This window comes from Paenibacillus dokdonensis (assembly GCF_004916975.1).
In the GTDB taxonomy this organism is placed as follows: domain Bacteria; phylum Bacillota; class Bacilli; order Paenibacillales; family Paenibacillaceae; genus Paenibacillus_AQ; species Paenibacillus_AQ dokdonensis.
In genome coordinates this window covers 1-18,321 of the sequence record NZ_STGQ01000005.1, presented here as the reverse complement: position 1 = coordinate 18,321, position 18,321 = coordinate 1, and the positions used below count along the sequence as shown (strand labels likewise).

16 protein-coding genes and 2 rRNA genes are annotated in these 18,321 nt (G+C 48.3%); 1 reads left to right on the top strand and 17 read right to left on the bottom strand.

The window, feature by feature from the left end; translation table 11 throughout:
- Window positions 1-17 precede the first annotated feature (17 nt).
- The 7 genes from E6W40_RS29010 to E6W40_RS28980 form a co-directional block, all read right to left on the bottom strand.
- Window positions 18-473, bottom strand: a complete 456-nt coding sequence (locus tag E6W40_RS29010) for a Mini-ribonuclease 3 (protein ID WP_136609092.1) — start codon at window positions 471-473, stop codon at window positions 18-20.
- Complete coding sequence (gene cysS, locus E6W40_RS29005; protein ID WP_136609091.1) at window positions 470-1,876, bottom strand: cysteine--tRNA ligase; 1,407 nt, start codon at window positions 1,874-1,876, stop codon at window positions 470-472. The genes E6W40_RS29010 and cysS overlap by 4 nt, the downstream gene beginning before the upstream one ends.
- A 57-nt stretch (window positions 1,877-1,933) precedes the next feature.
- Window positions 1,934-2,617: a serine O-acetyltransferase gene (gene cysE, locus E6W40_RS29000; protein WP_136609090.1), complete on the bottom strand. Its 684-nt coding sequence runs from the start codon at window positions 2,615-2,617 to the stop codon at window positions 1,934-1,936.
- A gap of 634 nt (window positions 2,618-3,251) precedes the next feature.
- Window positions 3,252-4,715 (bottom strand): glutamate--tRNA ligase, encoded by a 1,464-nt coding sequence (gene gltX / locus E6W40_RS28995; RefSeq protein WP_136609089.1) that lies wholly within the window; start codon window positions 4,713-4,715, stop codon window positions 3,252-3,254.
- Window positions 4,716-4,757: 42 nt separating this feature from the next.
- On the bottom strand, window positions 4,758-5,246 hold the full coding sequence (gene ispF / locus E6W40_RS28990) for a 2-C-methyl-D-erythritol 2,4-cyclodiphosphate synthase (RefSeq protein WP_136609088.1): 489 nt from the start codon (window positions 5,244-5,246) through the stop codon (window positions 4,758-4,760).
- Window positions 5,243-5,947 carry a 2-C-methyl-D-erythritol 4-phosphate cytidylyltransferase gene (ispD, locus tag E6W40_RS28985; RefSeq protein ID WP_281281526.1) on the bottom strand — a complete coding sequence of 235 codons (705 nt, stop codon included), beginning with the start codon at window positions 5,945-5,947 and terminating at the stop codon, window positions 5,243-5,245. The genes ispF and ispD overlap by 4 nt, the downstream gene beginning before the upstream one ends.
- Before the next feature lie 48 nt (window positions 5,948-5,995).
- Window positions 5,996-7,072, bottom strand: coding sequence for a PIN/TRAM domain-containing protein (locus E6W40_RS28980; protein WP_136609087.1), 1,077 nt, complete (start codon window positions 7,070-7,072; stop codon window positions 5,996-5,998).
- A 206-nt stretch (window positions 7,073-7,278) separates the two neighbouring features.
- Here E6W40_RS28980 and E6W40_RS28975 point away from each other — a divergent pair, with 206 nt between their 5' ends.
- The gene (locus E6W40_RS28975) at window positions 7,279-7,674 is read left to right on the top strand and encodes a nucleoside triphosphate pyrophosphohydrolase family protein (RefSeq protein WP_136609086.1); all 396 of its coding nucleotides are present in this window, start codon (window positions 7,279-7,281) and stop codon (window positions 7,672-7,674) included.
- A 106-nt stretch (window positions 7,675-7,780) separates the two neighbouring features.
- Here the strand turns inward: E6W40_RS28975 and pssA are convergent, their stop codons facing one another.
- From pssA to rrf (E6W40_RS28925), 10 genes are all read right to left on the bottom strand, one after another.
- A complete protein-coding gene (gene pssA, locus E6W40_RS28970; RefSeq protein ID WP_136609085.1) occupies window positions 7,781-8,512 on the bottom strand; it encodes a CDP-diacylglycerol--serine O-phosphatidyltransferase in 732 nt (243 codons plus the stop codon).
- A 54-nt stretch (window positions 8,513-8,566) separates the two neighbouring features.
- Window positions 8,567-9,643, bottom strand: a complete 1,077-nt coding sequence (gene disA / locus E6W40_RS28965) for a DNA integrity scanning diadenylate cyclase DisA (RefSeq protein ID WP_136609084.1) — start codon at window positions 9,641-9,643, stop codon at window positions 8,567-8,569.
- Between the two features lie 13 nt (window positions 9,644-9,656).
- Complete coding sequence (gene radA, locus E6W40_RS28960) at window positions 9,657-11,024, bottom strand: DNA repair protein RadA (protein ID WP_136609083.1); 1,368 nt, start codon at window positions 11,022-11,024, stop codon at window positions 9,657-9,659.
- Window positions 11,025-11,228: 204 nt separating this feature from the next.
- Window positions 11,229-13,673, bottom strand: a complete 2,445-nt coding sequence (gene clpC / locus E6W40_RS28955; RefSeq protein WP_136609082.1) for an ATP-dependent protease ATP-binding subunit ClpC — start codon at window positions 13,671-13,673, stop codon at window positions 11,229-11,231.
- 79 nt (window positions 13,674-13,752) lie between these two features.
- Window positions 13,753-14,814, bottom strand: a complete 1,062-nt coding sequence (gene mcsB / locus E6W40_RS28950) for a protein-arginine kinase McsB (protein ID WP_136609081.1) — start codon at window positions 14,812-14,814, stop codon at window positions 13,753-13,755.
- 29 nt (window positions 14,815-14,843) lie between these two features.
- A complete protein-coding gene (gene mcsA / locus E6W40_RS28945) occupies window positions 14,844-15,368 on the bottom strand; it encodes a protein-arginine kinase activator protein McsA (protein WP_136609080.1) in 525 nt (174 codons plus the stop codon).
- A 27-nt stretch (window positions 15,369-15,395) separates the two neighbouring features.
- Window positions 15,396-15,857: a CtsR family transcriptional regulator gene (locus E6W40_RS28940; protein WP_136609079.1), complete on the bottom strand. Its 462-nt coding sequence runs from the start codon at window positions 15,855-15,857 to the stop codon at window positions 15,396-15,398.
- Window positions 15,858-16,263: 406 nt separating this feature from the next.
- Window positions 16,264-17,436 (bottom strand): GNAT family N-acetyltransferase, encoded by a 1,173-nt coding sequence (locus E6W40_RS28935; RefSeq protein ID WP_136609078.1) that lies wholly within the window; start codon window positions 17,434-17,436, stop codon window positions 16,264-16,266.
- A gap of 411 nt (window positions 17,437-17,847) precedes the next feature.
- Window positions 17,848-17,964, bottom strand: a 5S ribosomal RNA gene (rrf, locus tag E6W40_RS28930).
- A 253-nt stretch (window positions 17,965-18,217) separates the two neighbouring features.
- Window positions 18,218-18,321: ribosomal RNA gene (gene rrf / locus E6W40_RS28925) — 5S ribosomal RNA — on the bottom strand; the annotation flags it as partial.

Genomic DNA, 18,321 nt, shown 5'->3' with positions numbered 1-18,321 from the left:
GATATCCTCCAGAAGCTTTATTTTACATGCTGATTTTGTTCTATATATTCAATACCCATTCCAATAAGCTCCCGCATCCGATCGAGCTGCTGCATGTAGTACAGATATCCGATCAGACTTTCAAATGCCGTAGCGTGGCGGTATTCCAGCACGTCGGCATTTTTGGGAATGCTGCCGGATTTGGCATTGCGTCCTTGTCTTACGACGTCCTTTTCCACATCCGTTAAAACAGGATCGAGGGCTGTCACGATCCGGCTTTGTGCTTTGGCTGACACCATTCCGGTCGCCTGACGGTGAAGCTGATTCGGCTTCAGATTCGGTTTGGAGATCAAGTACTGCCTGACAGCTACTTCATAAATGGCGTCCCCGATGTATGCGAGCACAATCGGCGGAATCAGCCGGGGCTGTCTGGAGGGAGGGTAGCTGAACCATCCCGCTTCCGGCGTCAGCCCCTGATTGTCTTGGCCGCTCATTTCCGCCGCCAGCGCATGCCCTGCGCCGTATCCTCCAGTACAATTCCCTGTGCAGCCAGGAGATCGCGGATTTCATCAGCGCGGCTCCAGTTCTTATCTTTACGTGCCTCCATCCGCTCTGCTATGAGGTTTTCAACCTCTTCGTCCAGAAGCTCAGCCTCTTCGCCCGCATACAAACGAAGCACGGCATTCAACTCTTCAAAAGCAGCCAGCATAGCCTTTAATTCTTCGGGGTTCGCCACGGACTCCTGCAGCAGCAGATTGGCTTCATTGACCCATTCGAACATTGCGGTAATGGCATCCGGTGTATTGAAATCGTCATCCATCTTTTCGTAGTACTGCTTCAGAATGCTATCCAGCTTCTGCTTCATTTCATCCCGAACCTGTCCGTGACCATCAGGAGTAACGGTTTTCAAACGATGCTTCAGGTTGCCGACAGCATTGGCAATACGTTCCACGCTGTTCATCGCCTGATCCATCGTTTCCGCGTTAAAGTTAAGCGGGTTACGGTAGTGTGTTGAAAGCATGAAATAACGGATGGCCTCTTTTTTGAATTCCTTGCGCAGATCTTTAACCAGAATACCATTGCCGAGTGATTTCGACATTTTTTCGTTATTTATTTTGATATAGCCGTTATGCATCCAGTAATTGGCCAGTGGTTTTCCTGTCAGTGCTTCGGACTGAGCTACCTCACACTCATGATGCGGGAATTGCAAATCCTGCCCGCCTCCGTGAATATCAATCGTATCCCCCAGATAGCGGCGAGCCATTGCCGAGCACTCAATATGCCAGCCTGGACGTCCGTCTCCCCATGGGCTGGACCAGTAGATTTCACCCGGTTTGGCTGCCTTCCAAAGCACGAAGTCCTCGGGATTTTCCTTGCGCTCGTCGACATTGATCCGAATGCCGAACTGCAGTTCATCCAGCTTCTGATGCGAGAGCTTTCCGTAATCAGGAAATTTATTCGTCCGGTAGAACACATCGCCGCCTTTTTCATAGGCGAAGCCATTCTGCTCCAGCTCTTGAATAAAGGCAATGATATTGTCCATATTCTCGGTTACGCGCGGATTGATTGTCGCCTTGTGAATACCGAGGCCTTCCAAATCCTCGAAGTATGCCTTGATAAACTTGTCAGCTACCTCTGGCACAGTGCTGCTCAACTGCTCTGCCTTGCGGATAAGCTTGTCGTCCACGTCCGTGAAGTTAACCACATAGTTAACCTCATTGCCGATTTGTTCAAGATACGTACGGACCACATCAAAAAAGATCATTGGCCGCGCGTTGCCGATATGGATGTAATCATATACGGTAGGCCCGCATACATACATCTTTACCTTTCCAGGTTCCTGCGGCATAAATTCTTCCTTGGATCGATGCAATGTATTATAAATTTGAAGCGCCATATTCACATTTCCTTTCTTTCTTTAAATGAAAATCCTAATGTTCCAATACCCAAGCCTTTAATCCTTCTGCTCCCTGCCTGCGGCGGCTTTGATCTGAACCAGCTCGTTGTTTTCGTATTTGATGCTTTCGAGCTCCCCCCGGAGGCGGTCAATTTCCCTCTGCATACCTCGGATCGAATCCACAATCGGGTCGGGCAGCTGGTGGCTGAGGCGATCCACACGGCGACCATCCTGCTTGACAATGGTCCCCGGTATGCCTACGACCGTACTGTTGGCAGGAACCTCCTTCAGCACAACCGAGTTAGCACCAATGTTGCTTTGGTCTCCCACCTTAAAAGATCCCAGAACCTTGGCACCGGAAGCGATGACGACATTATTCCCAATCGTCGGATGGCGTTTCCCCTTTTCCTTGCCTGTACCTCCCAGCGTGACGCCTTGGTAAATCACAACGTCATCACCAATCTCGCAGGTTTCCCCTATAACTACGCCCATGCCATGATCGATAAAGAGCCTCCTGCCGATCTTGGCGCCGGGATGAATCTCGATTCCCGTCATGAAACGACTGAACTGTGAAATAATACGCGCCAGCGTGAACCACCGATGTCTATACAGCTTGTGGGCAATCCGGTGAGCCCAGATGGCGTGCAGTCCTGAATATGTGAATACCACTTCGAACAGTCTTCTGGCGGCCGGATCATTTTCAAATACCGTCTGGACATCCGATCTGATCTGCTTAAACATATCCGTTCCCCTCTTCGTCTCTTCTGATCCCTCGCGTCGCGAAAGATGTCTGCTACTACCGGTGGTTTATCTCAAAAGAAAACTTTATCGGCGTATTTCCACAGAAGACTGACCGCTTGAAACCGAAGGTTTTCATGTGATATAAGGCAGCCACGTCTTCAAAGTTATGCTTTTTAAAGACCAAAAAACGCCTCGGCAGCTTTCGCTGCAGAGGCGTTATACGCGGTTCCACTCTGCTTGAATCCATTTTTATGCATACATCACTAGTCTGCGCATAAAGCTGGATTCCTCTCATCTGTCCTGTTAACGGGGGACCTTCCGGCATAGTCTAACGGTTCAATCTGAACCGCTCATCCATGCAGCTCACAGGCGCATTTCCGCAGTCGGCATATGGATAACTTCCAGCCGCATGGAAAGCAGATTCTCCATGAGGTTATCCTCTCTGGCAAATGCCTGGGGTTAAAGCGTACTTCTCCTGTTCGTCGCTGTTGGGCAACATCATCTATTCAGGCCTGCTGCTTAGGGCAGGTTTTTATAGATCTTATTTTGGTAGTAATTATAGCCGAAAATGCATTAGACTGACAAGAAATGTTTTCGCCCATATTTGGGTTCTTCTATGCAGTCGTTGCTTCCGCTAGGCTCCTTTAATTTGCGATCTCAAACGTTCGATTACGCGATCCTTGCCAAGCAGATAGATTGTTTCATTCAAATCGCGGCCATGCATCTGACCCGTTAACGCAACACGGATTGGCATAAACAGCTGTTTACCTTTGAATCCGGTTTCCTTCTGCACTTCTTTGATCAGAACTGCGATTTGAGCAGCTGTATACTCCACCGAAGCCTCAATTTTATCCAACAGAGCCTTCAATACGGTTGGTACCTGCTCTTCAGCCAGAACCGGCTGGGCATCATGGTCCACTTCCATATGCGTGCGGAAGAACACATCGGACAAACCGACAATGTCGGAGGCTGCGGTCATTTGCTCCTGGTAAAGAGCGACCAGCTTCTTCGCCCAAATTTCCTGCTCTTCGCTCAGCTCCGCCGGCAGACGGCTCGCTTTTTGAAGATGAGGGATAGCCAGCTTGGCAATCCGCTCCGGATCTGCCTGCTTGATGTAGGCGTTATTCAAATGAGCCAGTTTGTTCTGGTCAAACACCGCAGGACTCTTCGACAACCGGTCCGGGTTGAAAATTTTAATCAGCTCTTCAAGGCTGTAAATCTCCTCTTCCCCTTCCGGCGACCAGCCGAGCAGTGCGATGAAGTTAACCAAAGCTTCAGGAAGATAGCCAAGCTGATCATACTGTTCAATGAACTGGATAATGGACTCATCCCGCTTGCTCAGCTTCTTATGGTTTTCGTTCACGATCAAAGTCATATGGCCGAAACGAGGCGCTTCCCAGCCCAGGGCTTCATAAATCATAAGCTGGCGGGGAGTATTCGATATATGATCCTCTCCGCGGAGAACATGGGAGATTTTCATCAAATAATCGTCGATAACAACTGCATAGTTATATGTCGGAATGCCATCTCTTTTCACAATAACAAAGTCGCCTGTATCCTGAGTATTAAAGGAAATCATACCTTTAACGATATCGTCAAACGTATACGTCTTGTCCTCAGGGACGCGGAAACGGATGCTTGCTGTACGTCCTTCTGCTTCAAAGGCCTTACGTTGATCTTCAGTCAAATCACGGTGTTTACCGGAGTAACGAGGTGTTTCGCCGCGGCCCATTTGCTCCTCGCGTTCCTTCTCCAGCTCCTCTTCCGTGCAGTAGCAGTGGTATGCGAGACCTCTGTCCAGCAAATCCTGCGTATATTTATTATAAATATCAAGGCGCTCGGTTTGACGGTAAGGTCCGTATTCGCCGCCGATATCAATACTTTCATCCCAATCCAGACCGAGCCATTTCAAATACTTCAGTTGGCTCTCTTCACCACCTGCAATGTTGCGCTTTACGTCCGTATCCTCAATCCGGATAATGAAATCTCCGCCTTGATTACGGGCATACAAGTAGTTAAACAACGCCGTTCTGGCGTTTCCGATATGTAAATGTCCTGTAGGACTAGGTGCGTACCGTACGCGGACTTTATTAGTCATGGTAATCCCCTCCGCTTTTGTGTTTGCTCAATCAAAAATCCTTCAAGATGATAGCACATCTTTAACGAGACAGACAACAGACTGCGCCGCAATGCCTTCTCCCCGTCCGGTAAATCCAAGCTGCTCTGTCGTTGTTGCCTTCACATTCACCTGATCCAGATCTGCATCAAGTGCCTTGGCGATGACTTCGGCCATCTGTGGAATATATGGAGCCATTTTCGGTTTCTGAGCGATGATCGTGGAATCGATGTTTCCAAGGCGGTAACCCCGCTCCTTCGCCATATCCCAGATATGCAGCAGCAGCTTCAGGCTATCCGCATCTTTAAATTCTGGATCGGTATCGGGAAAATGCTTGCCGATATCCCCGAGTCCAAGCGCACCCAGAATCGCATCTGTCACTGCATGCAAAAGCACATCGGCATCAGAATGCCCAAGCAGTCCCTTTTCATAAGGAATGGTGACTCCCCCAATAATACACGGCCTGCCCTCTACAAGCTCATGCACGTCAAACCCTTGTCCTACACGTATCATGGATTTCTCTCTCCCCTGCGTTTTAACATGAATTCGGCATATTCTAAATCTTCCGGCGTCGTGATTTTAATGTTCGTATAGCTGCTTTCCACGACAGCTACCGGAATGCCCATTCTTTCCACGAGCATGGAATCATCCGTCCCAATGAAGCCATCAGCCTCAGCCTGCTCATGCGCCTTCTTCAATGCTGAAAGACGAAAAGCCTGTGGGGTATGAATCGCCCACAGACTCCGGCGGTCGGGTGTTGCTTCGATCGTTCCCGACTCACTCACCTGCTTAATCGTATCCTTCACCTTCACCGCGAGCACCGCAGCTCCGGAAAGTTGTGCTTTCCGGCAGCATGCCTCGACATGTTCAGGTTCGATGAACGGGCGTACACCGTCATGTACCATTACCCATTCCGTACCGATTTCCAACAAGCCTTTATATACGGACTGCTGTCTTTCACTTCCGCCCGATATCACTTTAACCACTTTGCTGAGTCCGTACTCCTTGATCCATCCGGTGCATCGATCTATATCTTCTGCCCCGGTCACCAGAACGATTTCCTGAACCAGCGGCATCCGTTCGAAGACGTCCAATGTATGCATAATAATGGGCTTGTCCTTCAGCAGCAGATACTGCTTGCTTTCGCGGGTTCCCATTCTTGTGCCTCTGCCCGCGGAAACCACGACCACGCCCACACGGTTTTCTGTGTCCAAGCTGCGCCCTGCCTCCCAGTAAAAATGTATACCCCCATCATACCCCTTTTACTGGGCTTTTTCCAACAGTTTCGGTTTGGCAAAAATCATCCGTCCCGCGGAAGTCTGCAGCACACTCGTCACCAGGACCTCCATCATACTTCCGATATAGTCACGCCCGCCTTCGACCACAATCATGGTTCCATCATCCAGATAGGCTACTCCCTGCCCATGTTCCTTGCCGTCCTTGATCACCTGCACCATAATTTCTTCCCCTGGGAGGACGACCGGCTTGACCGCATTGGCCAGATCATTAATGTTAAGTACCGATACTCCCTGCAGCTCACAAACCTTATTCAGGTTGAAATCATTCGTTACGACTTTGCCCTGAAGAACCTTCGCGAGCTTAACCAGCTTGCTGTCTACCTCCGAAATCTCTTCGAAATCCCCCTCGTAGATCAGCACTCTGACATCCAGTTCTTTCTGAATTTTGTTTAAAATATCAAGTCCTCTGCGGCCGCGGTTGCGTTTGAGCAAATCCGATGAATCTGCAATATGCTGCAGCTCTTCAAGCACAAATTCCGGAATGACGATCGTACCTTCGATAAAACCTGTCTTGCAGATGTCGGCGATACGGCCATCAATAATCACGCTGGTGTCCAAAATTTTATGCTCTTCAATTTTCCGATCCTCGTAAGCATCCCCTTTGCCCCATCTTCCAGATGTCCACAGCGTCGCCAGCTCATCCTTTTTATCCAGTCCAACCCGGAATCCCATGTAGCCGCATAATAGAGTCAGCCCCACAGCTGCGATTTCTCCGGCTTTACCTGCCCAAGCCAAGCTTGGATAGACCAGCAGAGACAACAGAAGGCCTCCTACCAGACCGGCAGCTCCAGCTGCCAAGTCATTCATTGGCATACCCGCAAACAATTGGATGATGGACTGTACACGGGCAGTTAACGCCTGAGCACATATGGAACCTATCAACAAAAATAAAATTGCGCCAAGTCCTGCAAACATCAGGCCGCCCCATGCGGATTGATCGATACCTAATTTAGGGAACGTCCATCCGGCTGATTGATGTATGGTATAGCCCAACCATGCACCGCACAGCCCGGCAAATGCCATAATAATTTTTCTCAGCATATGTTCCCACACCTCCTTGATTGTATTAGTTATACATATTTCCTTAGCAGTATGAACCAATTCCAGTCTTCCTAATCCTGCCAGTTCCAAATTTTTCTATGCCTTTCTTAAATTTAAGTTCTGGAAGATGTGTCATTTTTGGTTGAAAATGGGCAAATGCCTGGCATATAATTAATTCAATTCTTATGCTAGAGGTGAAAAGGAAAATGAGCGCACCAAGTTTACAGGCTTTTCAGGATCAGGTTTCCGAACTGTTGCTCCGTCATCGCAGTCTATTGGATGTGCTGTCCAAAAACGGACAAAGCAGTGCCTCCGTCAATCGGGCTGTTGCCAAGGCAATAACAGATTGCGGCTGTATCGAACTGCATGCTACCAAGCAGTCCTTTGAATCTGAAGTGGATCTCGAGGAAGCCAAAGAAGTGGCACGGACTCACGTTCGTGGAGAGCTGTGTGAAAACTGTAGGGAAATTATCAGTACCGAGCTGGGGCGTAACATTTTTTATATGTCGGCTCTATGCAACCTGCTCGATATCAACATGGATGAAGTTGTCCAAAAGGAATCGCAAAAATGCTCCACTCTTGGCTTGTTTAATTTGTCATAGACGAAGCCAGTCGAATCAACGCTGGATATACAGAAACAAAAAAAGCATTTATTTCACTGCCGTGGCAGGAAATAAATGCTTTTTATTGTTACCTTAAACTGTTCTCTTATGAGTGATCGTTGTATACTTTATGATCGGCGGATTGGTCATGATGACGTCTGCGGGTCAGCTTCTCTACATTTTGCTTCAATCCGTACGCTGCATAAAGCACCAGCGGCACAAAAATTAGTTTAGATATTTGATCCGGGAAAATGACAGCGACAGCAACCGAAGCAACGATAACTACGGGTGCGTACATCACGGCCTTTTTAGGAAGACCTACCTTTTTGAAGTTAGGATATTTAACCGTGCTGACCATTAGATACGACAGGATCAGCATGGCGATGATCATATAAGGGGCCGATATTTCTTTATGAAACAGCGACAGTGTGGCAAGAACGCCTCCTGCAGCCGGTATAGGTAAACCAATAAAATATCCCGGAATTCCGGCGGATTGAACATTAAAACGCGCCAGACGCAGTGCTCCGCAAATCGGGAAAATCGCGGTCACGGTCCAGATCAGTGCGTGAGGCATGCCATGAAAAGAAGTTACATACATGATGAGTGCGGGTGCCACACCAAAAGAGATCACATCCGAGAGAGAGTCCAGTTCCTTGCCGAATTCGCTCTGTGCATTGAGCGCCCGGGCCATCCGGCCGTCCAAACCATCGCAAAGCATCGCAATAATAATCATGATGGCTGCCAAACTAAATTTGTTGTCAAAAGCCAGCATAATTCCTACCATTCCGAGAAACAAGTTACCCAACGTAAACATGTTCGGAATTGATTTCGTAAACATTTCTTCACCTCGGTTTTTTTAGTACCCCCGTATCATCCATTGATTGTATGGTATTTAAATTTGTCTGTCAATGAATACTTGTTCCTGTAAACGTTTCAGACCTTCTTTTATGTTGCGTGCTCTGACTTCGCCAATTCCATCCACTTCATCCAATTCCTCTATGGTTGCCATCATGACATGAGGCAGCTCATCGAAGCGCTCAACCAGGTTGTGAATAATGACATTCGGCAAACGCGGGATTTTGTTCAGAATCCGATAACCCCTTGGTGCAACAGATTCTTCCGAGGTTGCAGCCGAGAGCGGATATCCCAGAAGACGCATAACGTAGTGAATGTCGAGCAGCTCATCATCGGTTGCCCGTTTCAGTCCTGCGATCATCTCACGAATCTTCTCGTCATTGTCTTCGCGTGCATAGTCTTTGTACAGCAACCAGGCTTCTTCCTCCATATTGCTGACCAGCTCTTCCATCTGCATGCTGATGAGCCGCCCCTCATTGCCGAGCTCATTGATATAGCGCTTGATTTCCATCTTGATGCGCAGCACCATTTCAACCCGCTGAATCACATTTACCACTTCCGGCACGGTGACCAGTTCTTCAAACTCGGATGCAGACAGGTTAGTCAATGATTGGTTAAGCACTGCCCGGTACTTTTCAAGGGTTTGAATCGCTTGGTTCGCTTTGGTCAAAATAACACCAATTTCTTTTAGCGCATATCTGAGCGTCCCCTGATATAAAGTAATAATGTTACGTCGCTGGGAAATGGATACCACCAGCTTGCCGGTCTGCTTGGCTACCCGCTCCGCGGTACGGTGACGGATACCGGTTTCGATCGAGGAGATGGAGGAATCAGGAATCAGCTGGGTATTGGCGTACAGGATCCTCTTCAGATCCTCACTCAGTATGATGGCCCCGTCCATCTTCGCCAACTCGTATAAATAGTTGGGTGAAAAATCACAGTTAATTGAGAAGCCGCCGTCAACTACCTCCATCACTTCCGGACTGTAGCCGACGACAAGCAGCCCTCCGGTTTTGGCCCGCAGCACATTTTCCAAACCGTCACGAAACGGCGTGCCCGGGGCGACCAGCCTAAGCAGGTCATTCATTTTATCCAATTGGCTAGGTTCCTTCATCTCTTTATGCCCCCTAATCTAACGCGACCGCTAGTGCATCTGCCACGGTATTGATACCAATAATTTCAATTCCTTTGGGATGCTTCCAGCCTTTTAAGCTTCTCTCCGGCATGATAATCCGCTTAAAGCCGAGCTTCTCGGCCTCTTTCACCCGCTGCTCTGCGCGTGAAACTGCTCTGACCTCTCCGGTCAGGCCTACCTCCCCGAACATCACATCAAATGGCTTTGTCGGAATATCCCGAAAACTGGAGGCTATGCTGACAGCAATCGCCAAATCAACCGCCGGCTCATCCAGCTTCACGCCACCCGCCACATTCAGGTAAGCATCCTGATTTTGCAAGAACATCCCCATCCGCTTCTCCAGCACCGCAATAATAAGTCCCATCCGGTGATGGTCCACACCTGTGCACATTCGCCGCGGAGACGGGAAGTGTGTGGATGAAATCAATGCCTGAAGTTCAACCAGGACAGGCCGGGTACCTTCCATACTGGCGACAACCGTCGAACCTGCAACCCCCAGCGGACGCTCGGATAAAAATAACTCCGAAGGGTTCTCCACTTCGACAAGGCCCGATTCATTCATTTCGAAAATGCCGATCTCGTTGGTTGACCCAAAGCGGTTCTTCACTGCCCGTAAAAGTCGGTAGGTATGATGCCGTTCCCCTTCAAAATACAATACACAGTCAACCATATGTTCAAGCAGTCTCGGGCCCGCAATGGCTCCTTCCTTCGTAACATGCCCTACGAGGACAGTTGCAATGCCAAGCCCTTTGGCTACGCGCATAAAACGGGCCGTACATTCTCTAACCTGAGCCACACTTCCGGGAGCACTGGTCACTTCCGGAATATAGACGGTTTGGATGGAGTCAATAACAAGAAACTGCGGTTGAATGCTGTTAATCGCTTCTTCAACGAGATCCATATTGGTCTCACACAATACATACAGCTCCGGAGACAGAGCCCCTAGTCGGTCCGCGCGAAGCTTCGTCTGGCGCACCGATTCTTCACCGGATACATAGAGAACGCGCAAACCCGAATGTGCTAAAGCATGGGAGGTTTGCAGCAGCAGTGTAGACTTACCGATACCTGGATCACCGCCAACCAAAATCAGCGACCCCGGAACGATACCTCCGCCTAGTACGCGATTCAGCTCACCGATCCCGGTCTGCACACGCGCTTCGTTGCTATTTTCTATATTTATGATCGAAAGCGCCTTTTCTTTACTATGAAACAGCGGAGAATTCATTCCCTGTGTTTTAATAACGCTTTCTGTTTCTTCGATCATCGTATTCCAAGCCTGACAACCCGGACATTTACCATACCATTTAGCAGCCTCATAGCCGCATTCGGTACAGTTGAATTTTGTTTTTATTTTAGCCATGATCTCTCCTTTTGGCGATATGGAAATTTGTCTAATTTTGTCGATCACTCAGAAAATTGGCATTATTTTAATTTTACCATTTAATAAGATTTATCGTAAAGTATTTGCGAAAAGTTTACATAAACATAAAAGGGATTGACCCGCAGCTTATGTCAAAGCAGCGAGGCAATCCCTTATTAAAATCGGTTTGCTTTAACGTTAAGATCAGGAGTTGGCTGAGACGTTGTCGTTTTTCTTCACTGTCAATTCGCCACTTTCCTCATCGATTACCAGCGAATCACCTTTGACGACATTGCCGGTTAGAAGCTCTTCGGACAAACGGTCCTCGATATGCTTCTGAATCGCACGGCGGAGCGGACGGGCACCAAATGCAGGATCATATCCTTCCTTGGCCAGGAATGCCTTGCCCTTCTCCGTTAGTGTAAAGTCTACATCATATTCACGCAGACGTTTACGCAGCTCGTCGGACATCAGCGTTACGATCTCCGCGATATGCTTCTCTTCCAGCGAGTGGAAGACGATGATTTCGTCGATCCGGTTCAGGAACTCTGGACGGAAGCTTTTCTTCAGCTCGCCCATGACCTTATCCTTCATGTTGTTATAATCGGCGCCTGCATCTGCCATTGCGGTAAAGCCCATGGTGGAATTCTTTTTGATCGCATCTGCTCCCACGTTCGAAGTCAGGATAATCAGCGTGTTGCGGAAATCGACGACACGTCCCTTGGAATCGGTCAGACGTCCATCTTCAAGGACTTGCAGCAGGATATTGAATACTTCCGGATGCGCTTTTTCGATCTCATCCAGAAGGACAACAGAGTATGGCTTACGGCGTACTTTCTCCGTCAGCTGTCCGCCTTCCTCATAACCCACATATCCTGGAGGCGCTCCGACAAGTCTGGATGTGGAATGCTTCTCCATATACTCGGACATATCAATGCGGATAACCGCGTTCTCGTCACCGAACATGGCTTCTGCCAATGCTCGAGCCAGCTCGGTTTTACCTACACCCGTAGGTCCCAGGAAGATAAACGAACCAATCGGACGCTTCGGATCCTTCAGACCGGCACGTGATCGACGTACAGCACGGCTGACGGCTTTGACAGCCTCTTCCTGGCCAATTACGCGCTCATGCAGAATGGACTCCATGTTGAGCAGACGCTCGGTTTCCTCTTCCTTGAGCTTGCGTACCGGGATACCGGTCCAGCTGGCTACCACTTGCGCAATATCCTCTGGAGTAACTTCGGAATCGGTACGGCCCTGTTTTTCTTTCCACTGATTCTTCGTAATTTCGAGCTCTTCACGAATCTTCTGCTCGGTATCGCGCAGCGCAGCCGCTTTTTCGAATTCCTGGCTTTGAACGGCCGAATCCTTTTCCTTGCGGATGTCTTCGAGACGGCTTTCCAGCTCTTTCAGGTTTGGCGGTATGGTATAAGTATGAAGCCTTACTTTGGAGCCAGCCTCGTCTATCAGATCGATCGCTTTATCCGGCAGGAACCGGTCAGGAATATAGCGGTCGGACAGCTTAACAGCTTCGACGATCGCTTCATCTGTAATTTTCACGCGGTGATGCGCTTCGTAACGGTCACGCAGACCAAACAGAATCTGAATCGCTTCTTCCGGAGAAGGCTGATCCACCGTGATTGGCTGGAAACGGCGTTCCAAAGCGGCATCCTTCTCAATGTATTTGCGGTACTCATCCAGCGTTGTGGCACCGATGCATTGCAGTTCTCCACGGGCCAAAGAAGGCTTCAGGATATTAGAGGCATCAATTGCACCTTCAGCGCCGCCTGCACCGATCAATGTATGAAGCTCATCGATAAACAGCACGATATTTCCGGCTTGGCGAATCTCATCCATAATCTTTTTAAGACGGTCCTCGAATTCACCGCGGTACTTGGTACCCGCGACAACCGAACCCATATCCAGGGTCATGACGCGTTTATCACGAAGCGTTTCCGGAATTTCATTGTTAATGATTTTTTGGGCAAGGCCTTCTGCGATCGCCGTTTTACCTACGCCAGGCTCACCAATCAGAACCGGGTTATTTTTCGTCCGGCGGCTCAGCACCTGGATGACACGTTCAATTTCATTGCTTCGTCCGATCACCGGATCGAGGTTGCCTTCCTTAGCGGCTGCCGTCAGGTCACGGGCCAGACTATCCAGCGTTGGAGTGCTGACATTCGCCTGGGAGCCATGATGGCTTGATACGGCCTCACTGCTGCCCAGCAGCTGCAGTACTTGCTGACGCGCCTTGTTCAGGCTGATGCCAAGATTATTAAGCACACGTGCGGCTACACCTTCACCTTCACGGATCAGGCCGAGCAGAATATGCTCTGTGCCCACATAGGTATGACCCAGCTTACGGGCTTCATCCATAGACAATTCAATGACTTTTTTGGCGCGCGGAGTATAGGCGATATTGGTAGGCTGCTCTTGTCCTCTGCCGATGAGTGTCTCCACTTCATCCTGGATCTTTTCAAGTCCGAGTCCAAGACCGATCAATGCTTTAGCAGCAATGCCGTCACCCTCGCGAATCAGTCCAAGCAAAATATGCTCCGTACCGATGTTGTTATGTCCCAAACGAACAGCTTCCTCTTGAGCGAGTGCCAGCACTTTCTGAGCGCGTTCCGTAAATCTTCCGAACATCATTCTCCTGCACCTCCATGAGTTTGAAATCTTATTTAAAAATAAAACGGAATATCATTATTCATTAATGTAATGCTTTTGCTTAGGCTTTCGCCAGGGTCTCGCGAATCAACCTTGCCCGGTAAATATCTCGTTCCTCGCTGTTCATGTCATGACCGAATTTTTTTTGCAAAAAACCGGGCTGCGTCATCACATTCAGCTCATTCATTACCGGAATGGAAGGTCCCTCCACAATACCGAGATCAACGCCCAGTCGTACATCAGACAGCCTTTGGCCAGCTTCCTTGGAATCCATGACCTCTGCATACGACAAAATGCCGTAAGACCGTTTGATCCGGTCCGTAATGCGCAGACGTGAATCATTCATAAGCCGGGTACGGGCATTCTTCTCGTGCTCGATAATTTGCAGAACTACGCTGTGCAGATTATCTATGATCTCATTTTCGCTCTGCCCGAGTGTAATCTGGTTGGAGATCTGAAACAGGTTTCCTACTGCTTCGCTGCCTTCACCATAAATTCCTCTAACGGTCAGGCCAACCTGGGAGACAGCGGATAAAATCCGGTTAATCTGCTGTGTCATCACCAGAGCCGGCAGATGCATCATCACAGACGCCCGGAGCCCTGTTCCTACATTGGTTGGACAGCTGGTTAGATACCCGCGTTTGTCGTCAAACGCATAATCCACCTCGGCCTCAAAAAGATCGTCGATGGACGTCGCCTTTTCCCACGCTTCACGGACCTGAAAACCCGGATACAGACATTGAATGCGAAGATGGTCCTCTTCGTTAATCATTATACTGATAGATTCATCTTCACTGATCATCACGGCCCCGTTTTGAGACTCATTCGCCAAGCTGGGACTGATCAAATGCTTCTCTACCAGAACCTTTTTATCAATCGGCTCGATTTCATCCAGCTCGATGGTGTAAAACGTTCCTAAAGACTTGTTATCCTGGTCCTCCGGCACTTTGGCCAGAAGATTCAGCACTTCCTCCGATTGCTGGCGTGTCGCCAAAAGAGGAAACGGCAAGTGCTGCAGGTTCCGCGCTATGCGCACCCGGCTGCTGATAACGATATCGGAATCGCTTCCCGTACCAAGCATCCACTCACTTAGCGCTTTCTCGGTAAACCGGAGATTGGGCATCACGCATTCCTCCTCGCTTTAAGCGAACTTTACTGTCCTGCCATTTCTTTTTCAAGTGTTCTGATCTGGTCCCTAAGCTGGGCAGCTTCTTCAAATTCCTCCTGCTGAATACGCTGCTGCAGTTCGAGCTTAAGATCATCGATTTTGCGTTTTAATTGAATCCGTCCGCCGCTTCTCTTCGGCACTTTGCCGACATGCACAGTATTTCCATGCACTCTTTTGAAGAGAGGATCCAGGCGGTCGCCAAAATATTTATAACAGGAGCTGCAGCCGAACCGGCCAATTTTGCTAAATTGCGAATACGTCATTCCGCATTCTTCACATCGCAGGGATTGTGGCGCTTTGACGCTGCTTGCCGTCCCTTTTCCCGCGGTTTCAAAATCAAGCAGTCCTGATAATAGGCTGTGTATAGAGAATCCTCCCGAGGTACCAGGAATCATTTCCCCTTTTTCCCTCGCACAGGTTTCACAAATATGGAACTCATTTTTCTCACCGTTTACAATTTTAGTGAAATGCAGCGTTGCGGGTCTCTTTCCGCATTCTTGACACAGCATATCGAGTACCTCCTATTCTCTGTAGACTTATTTGCCTAGCAAAGAAATCAGCATCGCTTTCATTATCCTTGCACGTATCTCATCCCTAAAGGGAAGTTTGACCAATAAGATATCTCTGGAAATGGCAGCCCGCATCATGCACGCTTCCCGTTTACTCAAAAATCGGGCCTCCTCCAACTGGTAAATCAGCCCCTCCGCGACGGTTTGGTCAATCGTACTGCCAATCGTCGTATGTAGATGAGTATGGAGCGCCGAATGTTGCGGAAGCTCAATACGTTGAATCCGGATATAACCGCCGCCTCCGCGCTTGCTTTCCACGAGATAGCCCTTCTCCAGCGTAAATCTTGTGCTTATCACATAATTGATCTGGGAGGGTACACAGGAAAAATGGTCTGCCAGATCATTACGCTGTATTTCGATCAATCCTTCGGGACTTTCATGCAAAATACCCTTCAGATATTGTTCAATAATATCAGAGATATTACGCATCATTCATCCTCCACTTGTATTGCTGTCGAAAGCCATTAAATTCTCCATTCCAACACCAGCTTCAAGGATCATTCACATAATTAAAAAATTACCCAAAGATCCAAAGCGCGAACCGGATACAAGAGAATACAAACATGGGCCGCCGGTATCCCCGCAGCTTCTGCTTTATTATTGTAACATCAGGCAATTCAGATCATACATAAACATCATTTATTCACAGACTATTCCATGTTTGATCTACAACTGACTTTGACTTTCTTTGACTATATTATAACATATTCTCACGTTTTGCCAAGGGGGCAGCTGTATTTATATCATTTTTGACCTTTTTGTCCGATTTCATCCCTTTTATTAGAAATAACTCCCCCGCCGTCTGTGCAGGAGAGTCATGTATATTAAAAATATTTCAAAAATAGTCAAGCAAAAATGTTTGACCAACGGGAATAGCTTGCTCCAATCTGGTTATGGCTTCAGCCTCTCCGTTCAATCTTCCCATTTCCCACAATTCCATTGGCCGCTTATAGCCTAGCATCATAGCAGTGAGCGTCTGGATATCGCACTGAACTTGTGTATTCACATCTGAATCTGTCTTTGTTGCAGAAGCTTTCCCTTCTGCTGAAAGTGTCCACTGCCAATTTCCTTCATTCCATGGGGCATATGGATCTTTAATTTGTACCCTCCAAGATTGTTCCTCTCCGCTGCCTTGGAAAGCATACTCTTCCACAAATCCTGCTGCATTTACGATCCGGGCCATACCAAAAGGTGTAAGCTCCTGAGTGATCCGTGGATCAGCAAGCATATAGGTTAGGCCGTCATTGGCAGGCATTTGGGCTAAAACGGTCTGAGTTACCATCGAGTCATGATTGCATATGAATGTCCATAATGCCCGTCTGGATTCTTCATTCAGCCAAACAAACTCTTCAACCAAAAGCTCTTTTTTTTCGGCTTTATATAGTAGGTATCCTTGCGGCTCTCCCGAAGGCGAGTAATACACGGCTGTGTGTCCCTCATCATCCAGAATGGAATGCTTCCACCGTTCCTCGCTGCGGACCATCATACCGTTAAAACCGCTTGCATAAGCCTCGTATACCTGATTTAAGACGGCTATGTCCGTAATATCTCGGCGCACAGTTCCATCCGTCATTTCCTTCGCTGGCAGCTTGTCGGTTGGAATAACATACTTTTTATTATCACTGAACATTTCCCAGCCATACTTGCGGTAGAAAGGGAAAGAAAAAGGATGCAGCAAGGAGAGCAGTTTACCCGATTCATACATCACCTTCAGTGAGTGCGTGAGCAGCTGTTTGACTAATCCTTGCCGGCGGTATTCCGGCCATGTTGCCACGCCGCCAATTCCTGCCATCGGTATTTTCTTGCCATGCACAAAGATATCAACAGGCAGCAGTACCAACTTCGCACCCAGCTCCCCTTCTTCACCAAAAATCCCCCATGTATTTTCAGGACTGAATCTCTTTCTGGCATTGTCCTTGTCCTCCGCCGACATCCGGTATTGGAAAGCGTATTCACCCAATCGAATCATAGCATCAAAATCTTCAGTCTTCAGTGTTCTGATCTCCATCCCATTCACCTCACCTATGTATTGGAAAGAGCCGCTCAATTTTCGATAAAGCAGTTTATTGCTTCACATCAAACGGATTACAAAACGAGTATGGCAAACGGTTACGGCAAAGTCAATGAATTACCCACAAGCTGAACGTATTCTAAACATAAAAAAGATGATGAAATGCACATTTTACAAAGCAACCTGTGAATCATGGGGATGAAATTGTGAATTTGTGGACGGTTTTTTGGAATATGACGAAGAAAAGAGACGAAGGGGACAATCTTTCTGTGTACAAGTGAAGGAAAACAGAAGAGGCGTCTATATTTCTGTGGATGAGAAGCCATTCCCGAAAATTAATCCACAGCTTGCTTGAGGTCAAAGACGAATAAAGAAACCACTGTCGATTGTTATCAACAGTGGTTCTTCGCTTGGCGGCATCCTACTCTCCCAGGACCCTTCGGTCCAAGTACCATCGGCGCTGGAGGGCTTAACGGTCGTGTTCGGGATGGGTACGTGTGGAACCCCTCCGCCATCGCCACCAAACGGGATTTTTGCGCTGTCTTCGCTTCGGCGATTACTCACCAGCAAAAGATCCATCCTCAGAAAGGACATCTTTCGAGGCTTTCTGCTCTCGAATGTAAAAGCGAACTTTTATATAATACAACAGGTTTGTTGTTGTGTAAAGGAAGAAATTTGTAGACTATTTCACTCTGCTTTCTAAGCATGGTTTAGATATCCACAGTGGGAATAACGCACAAAAAAAACCACCGTCGATTGTTATCAACAGTGGTTCTTTGCTTGGCGGCATCCTACTCTCCCAGGACCCTTCGGTCCAAGTACCATCGGCGCTGGAGGGCTTAACGGTCGTGTTCGGGATGGGTACGCGTGGAACTCCTCCGC

Coding starts and splice junctions, on each gene's coding strand:
- pssA (WP_136609085.1), bottom strand. CDS start 8,512: ATGTTTACGAAATCAATTCCGAACATGTTTACGTTGGGTAACTTGTTT.
- cysE (WP_136609090.1), bottom strand. CDS start 2,617: ATGTTTAAGCAGATCAGATCGGATGTCCAGACGGTATTTGAAAATGAT.
- mcsA (WP_136609080.1), bottom strand. CDS start 15,368: ATGCTGTGTCAAGAATGCGGAAAGAGACCCGCAACGCTGCATTTCACT.
- E6W40_RS29010 (WP_136609092.1), bottom strand. CDS start 473: ATGAGCGGCCAAGACAATCAGGGGCTGACGCCGGAAGCGGGATGGTTC.
- E6W40_RS28935 (WP_136609078.1), bottom strand. CDS start 17,436: ATGGAGATCAGAACACTGAAGACTGAAGATTTTGATGCTATGATTCGA.
- ispF (WP_136609088.1), bottom strand. CDS start 5,246: ATGATACGTGTAGGACAAGGGTTTGACGTGCATGAGCTTGTAGAGGGC.
- E6W40_RS28980 (WP_136609087.1), bottom strand. CDS start 7,072: ATGCTGAGAAAAATTATTATGGCATTTGCCGGGCTGTGCGGTGCATGG.
- disA (WP_136609084.1), bottom strand. CDS start 9,643: ATGAAGGAACCTAGCCAATTGGATAAAATGAATGACCTGCTTAGGCTG.
- E6W40_RS28975 (WP_136609086.1), top strand. CDS start 7,279: ATGAGCGCACCAAGTTTACAGGCTTTTCAGGATCAGGTTTCCGAACTG.
- mcsB (WP_136609081.1), bottom strand. CDS start 14,814: ATGCCCAATCTCCGGTTTACCGAGAAAGCGCTAAGTGAGTGGATGCTT.
- clpC (WP_136609082.1), bottom strand. CDS start 13,673: ATGATGTTCGGAAGATTTACGGAACGCGCTCAGAAAGTGCTGGCACTC.
- cysS (WP_136609091.1), bottom strand. CDS start 1,876: ATGGCGCTTCAAATTTATAATACATTGCATCGATCCAAGGAAGAATTT.
- radA (WP_136609083.1), bottom strand. CDS start 11,024: ATGGCTAAAATAAAAACAAAATTCAACTGTACCGAATGCGGCTATGAG.
- E6W40_RS28940 (WP_136609079.1), bottom strand. CDS start 15,857: ATGCGTAATATCTCTGATATTATTGAACAATATCTGAAGGGTATTTTG.
- gltX (WP_136609089.1), bottom strand. CDS start 4,715: ATGACTAATAAAGTCCGCGTACGGTACGCACCTAGTCCTACAGGACAT.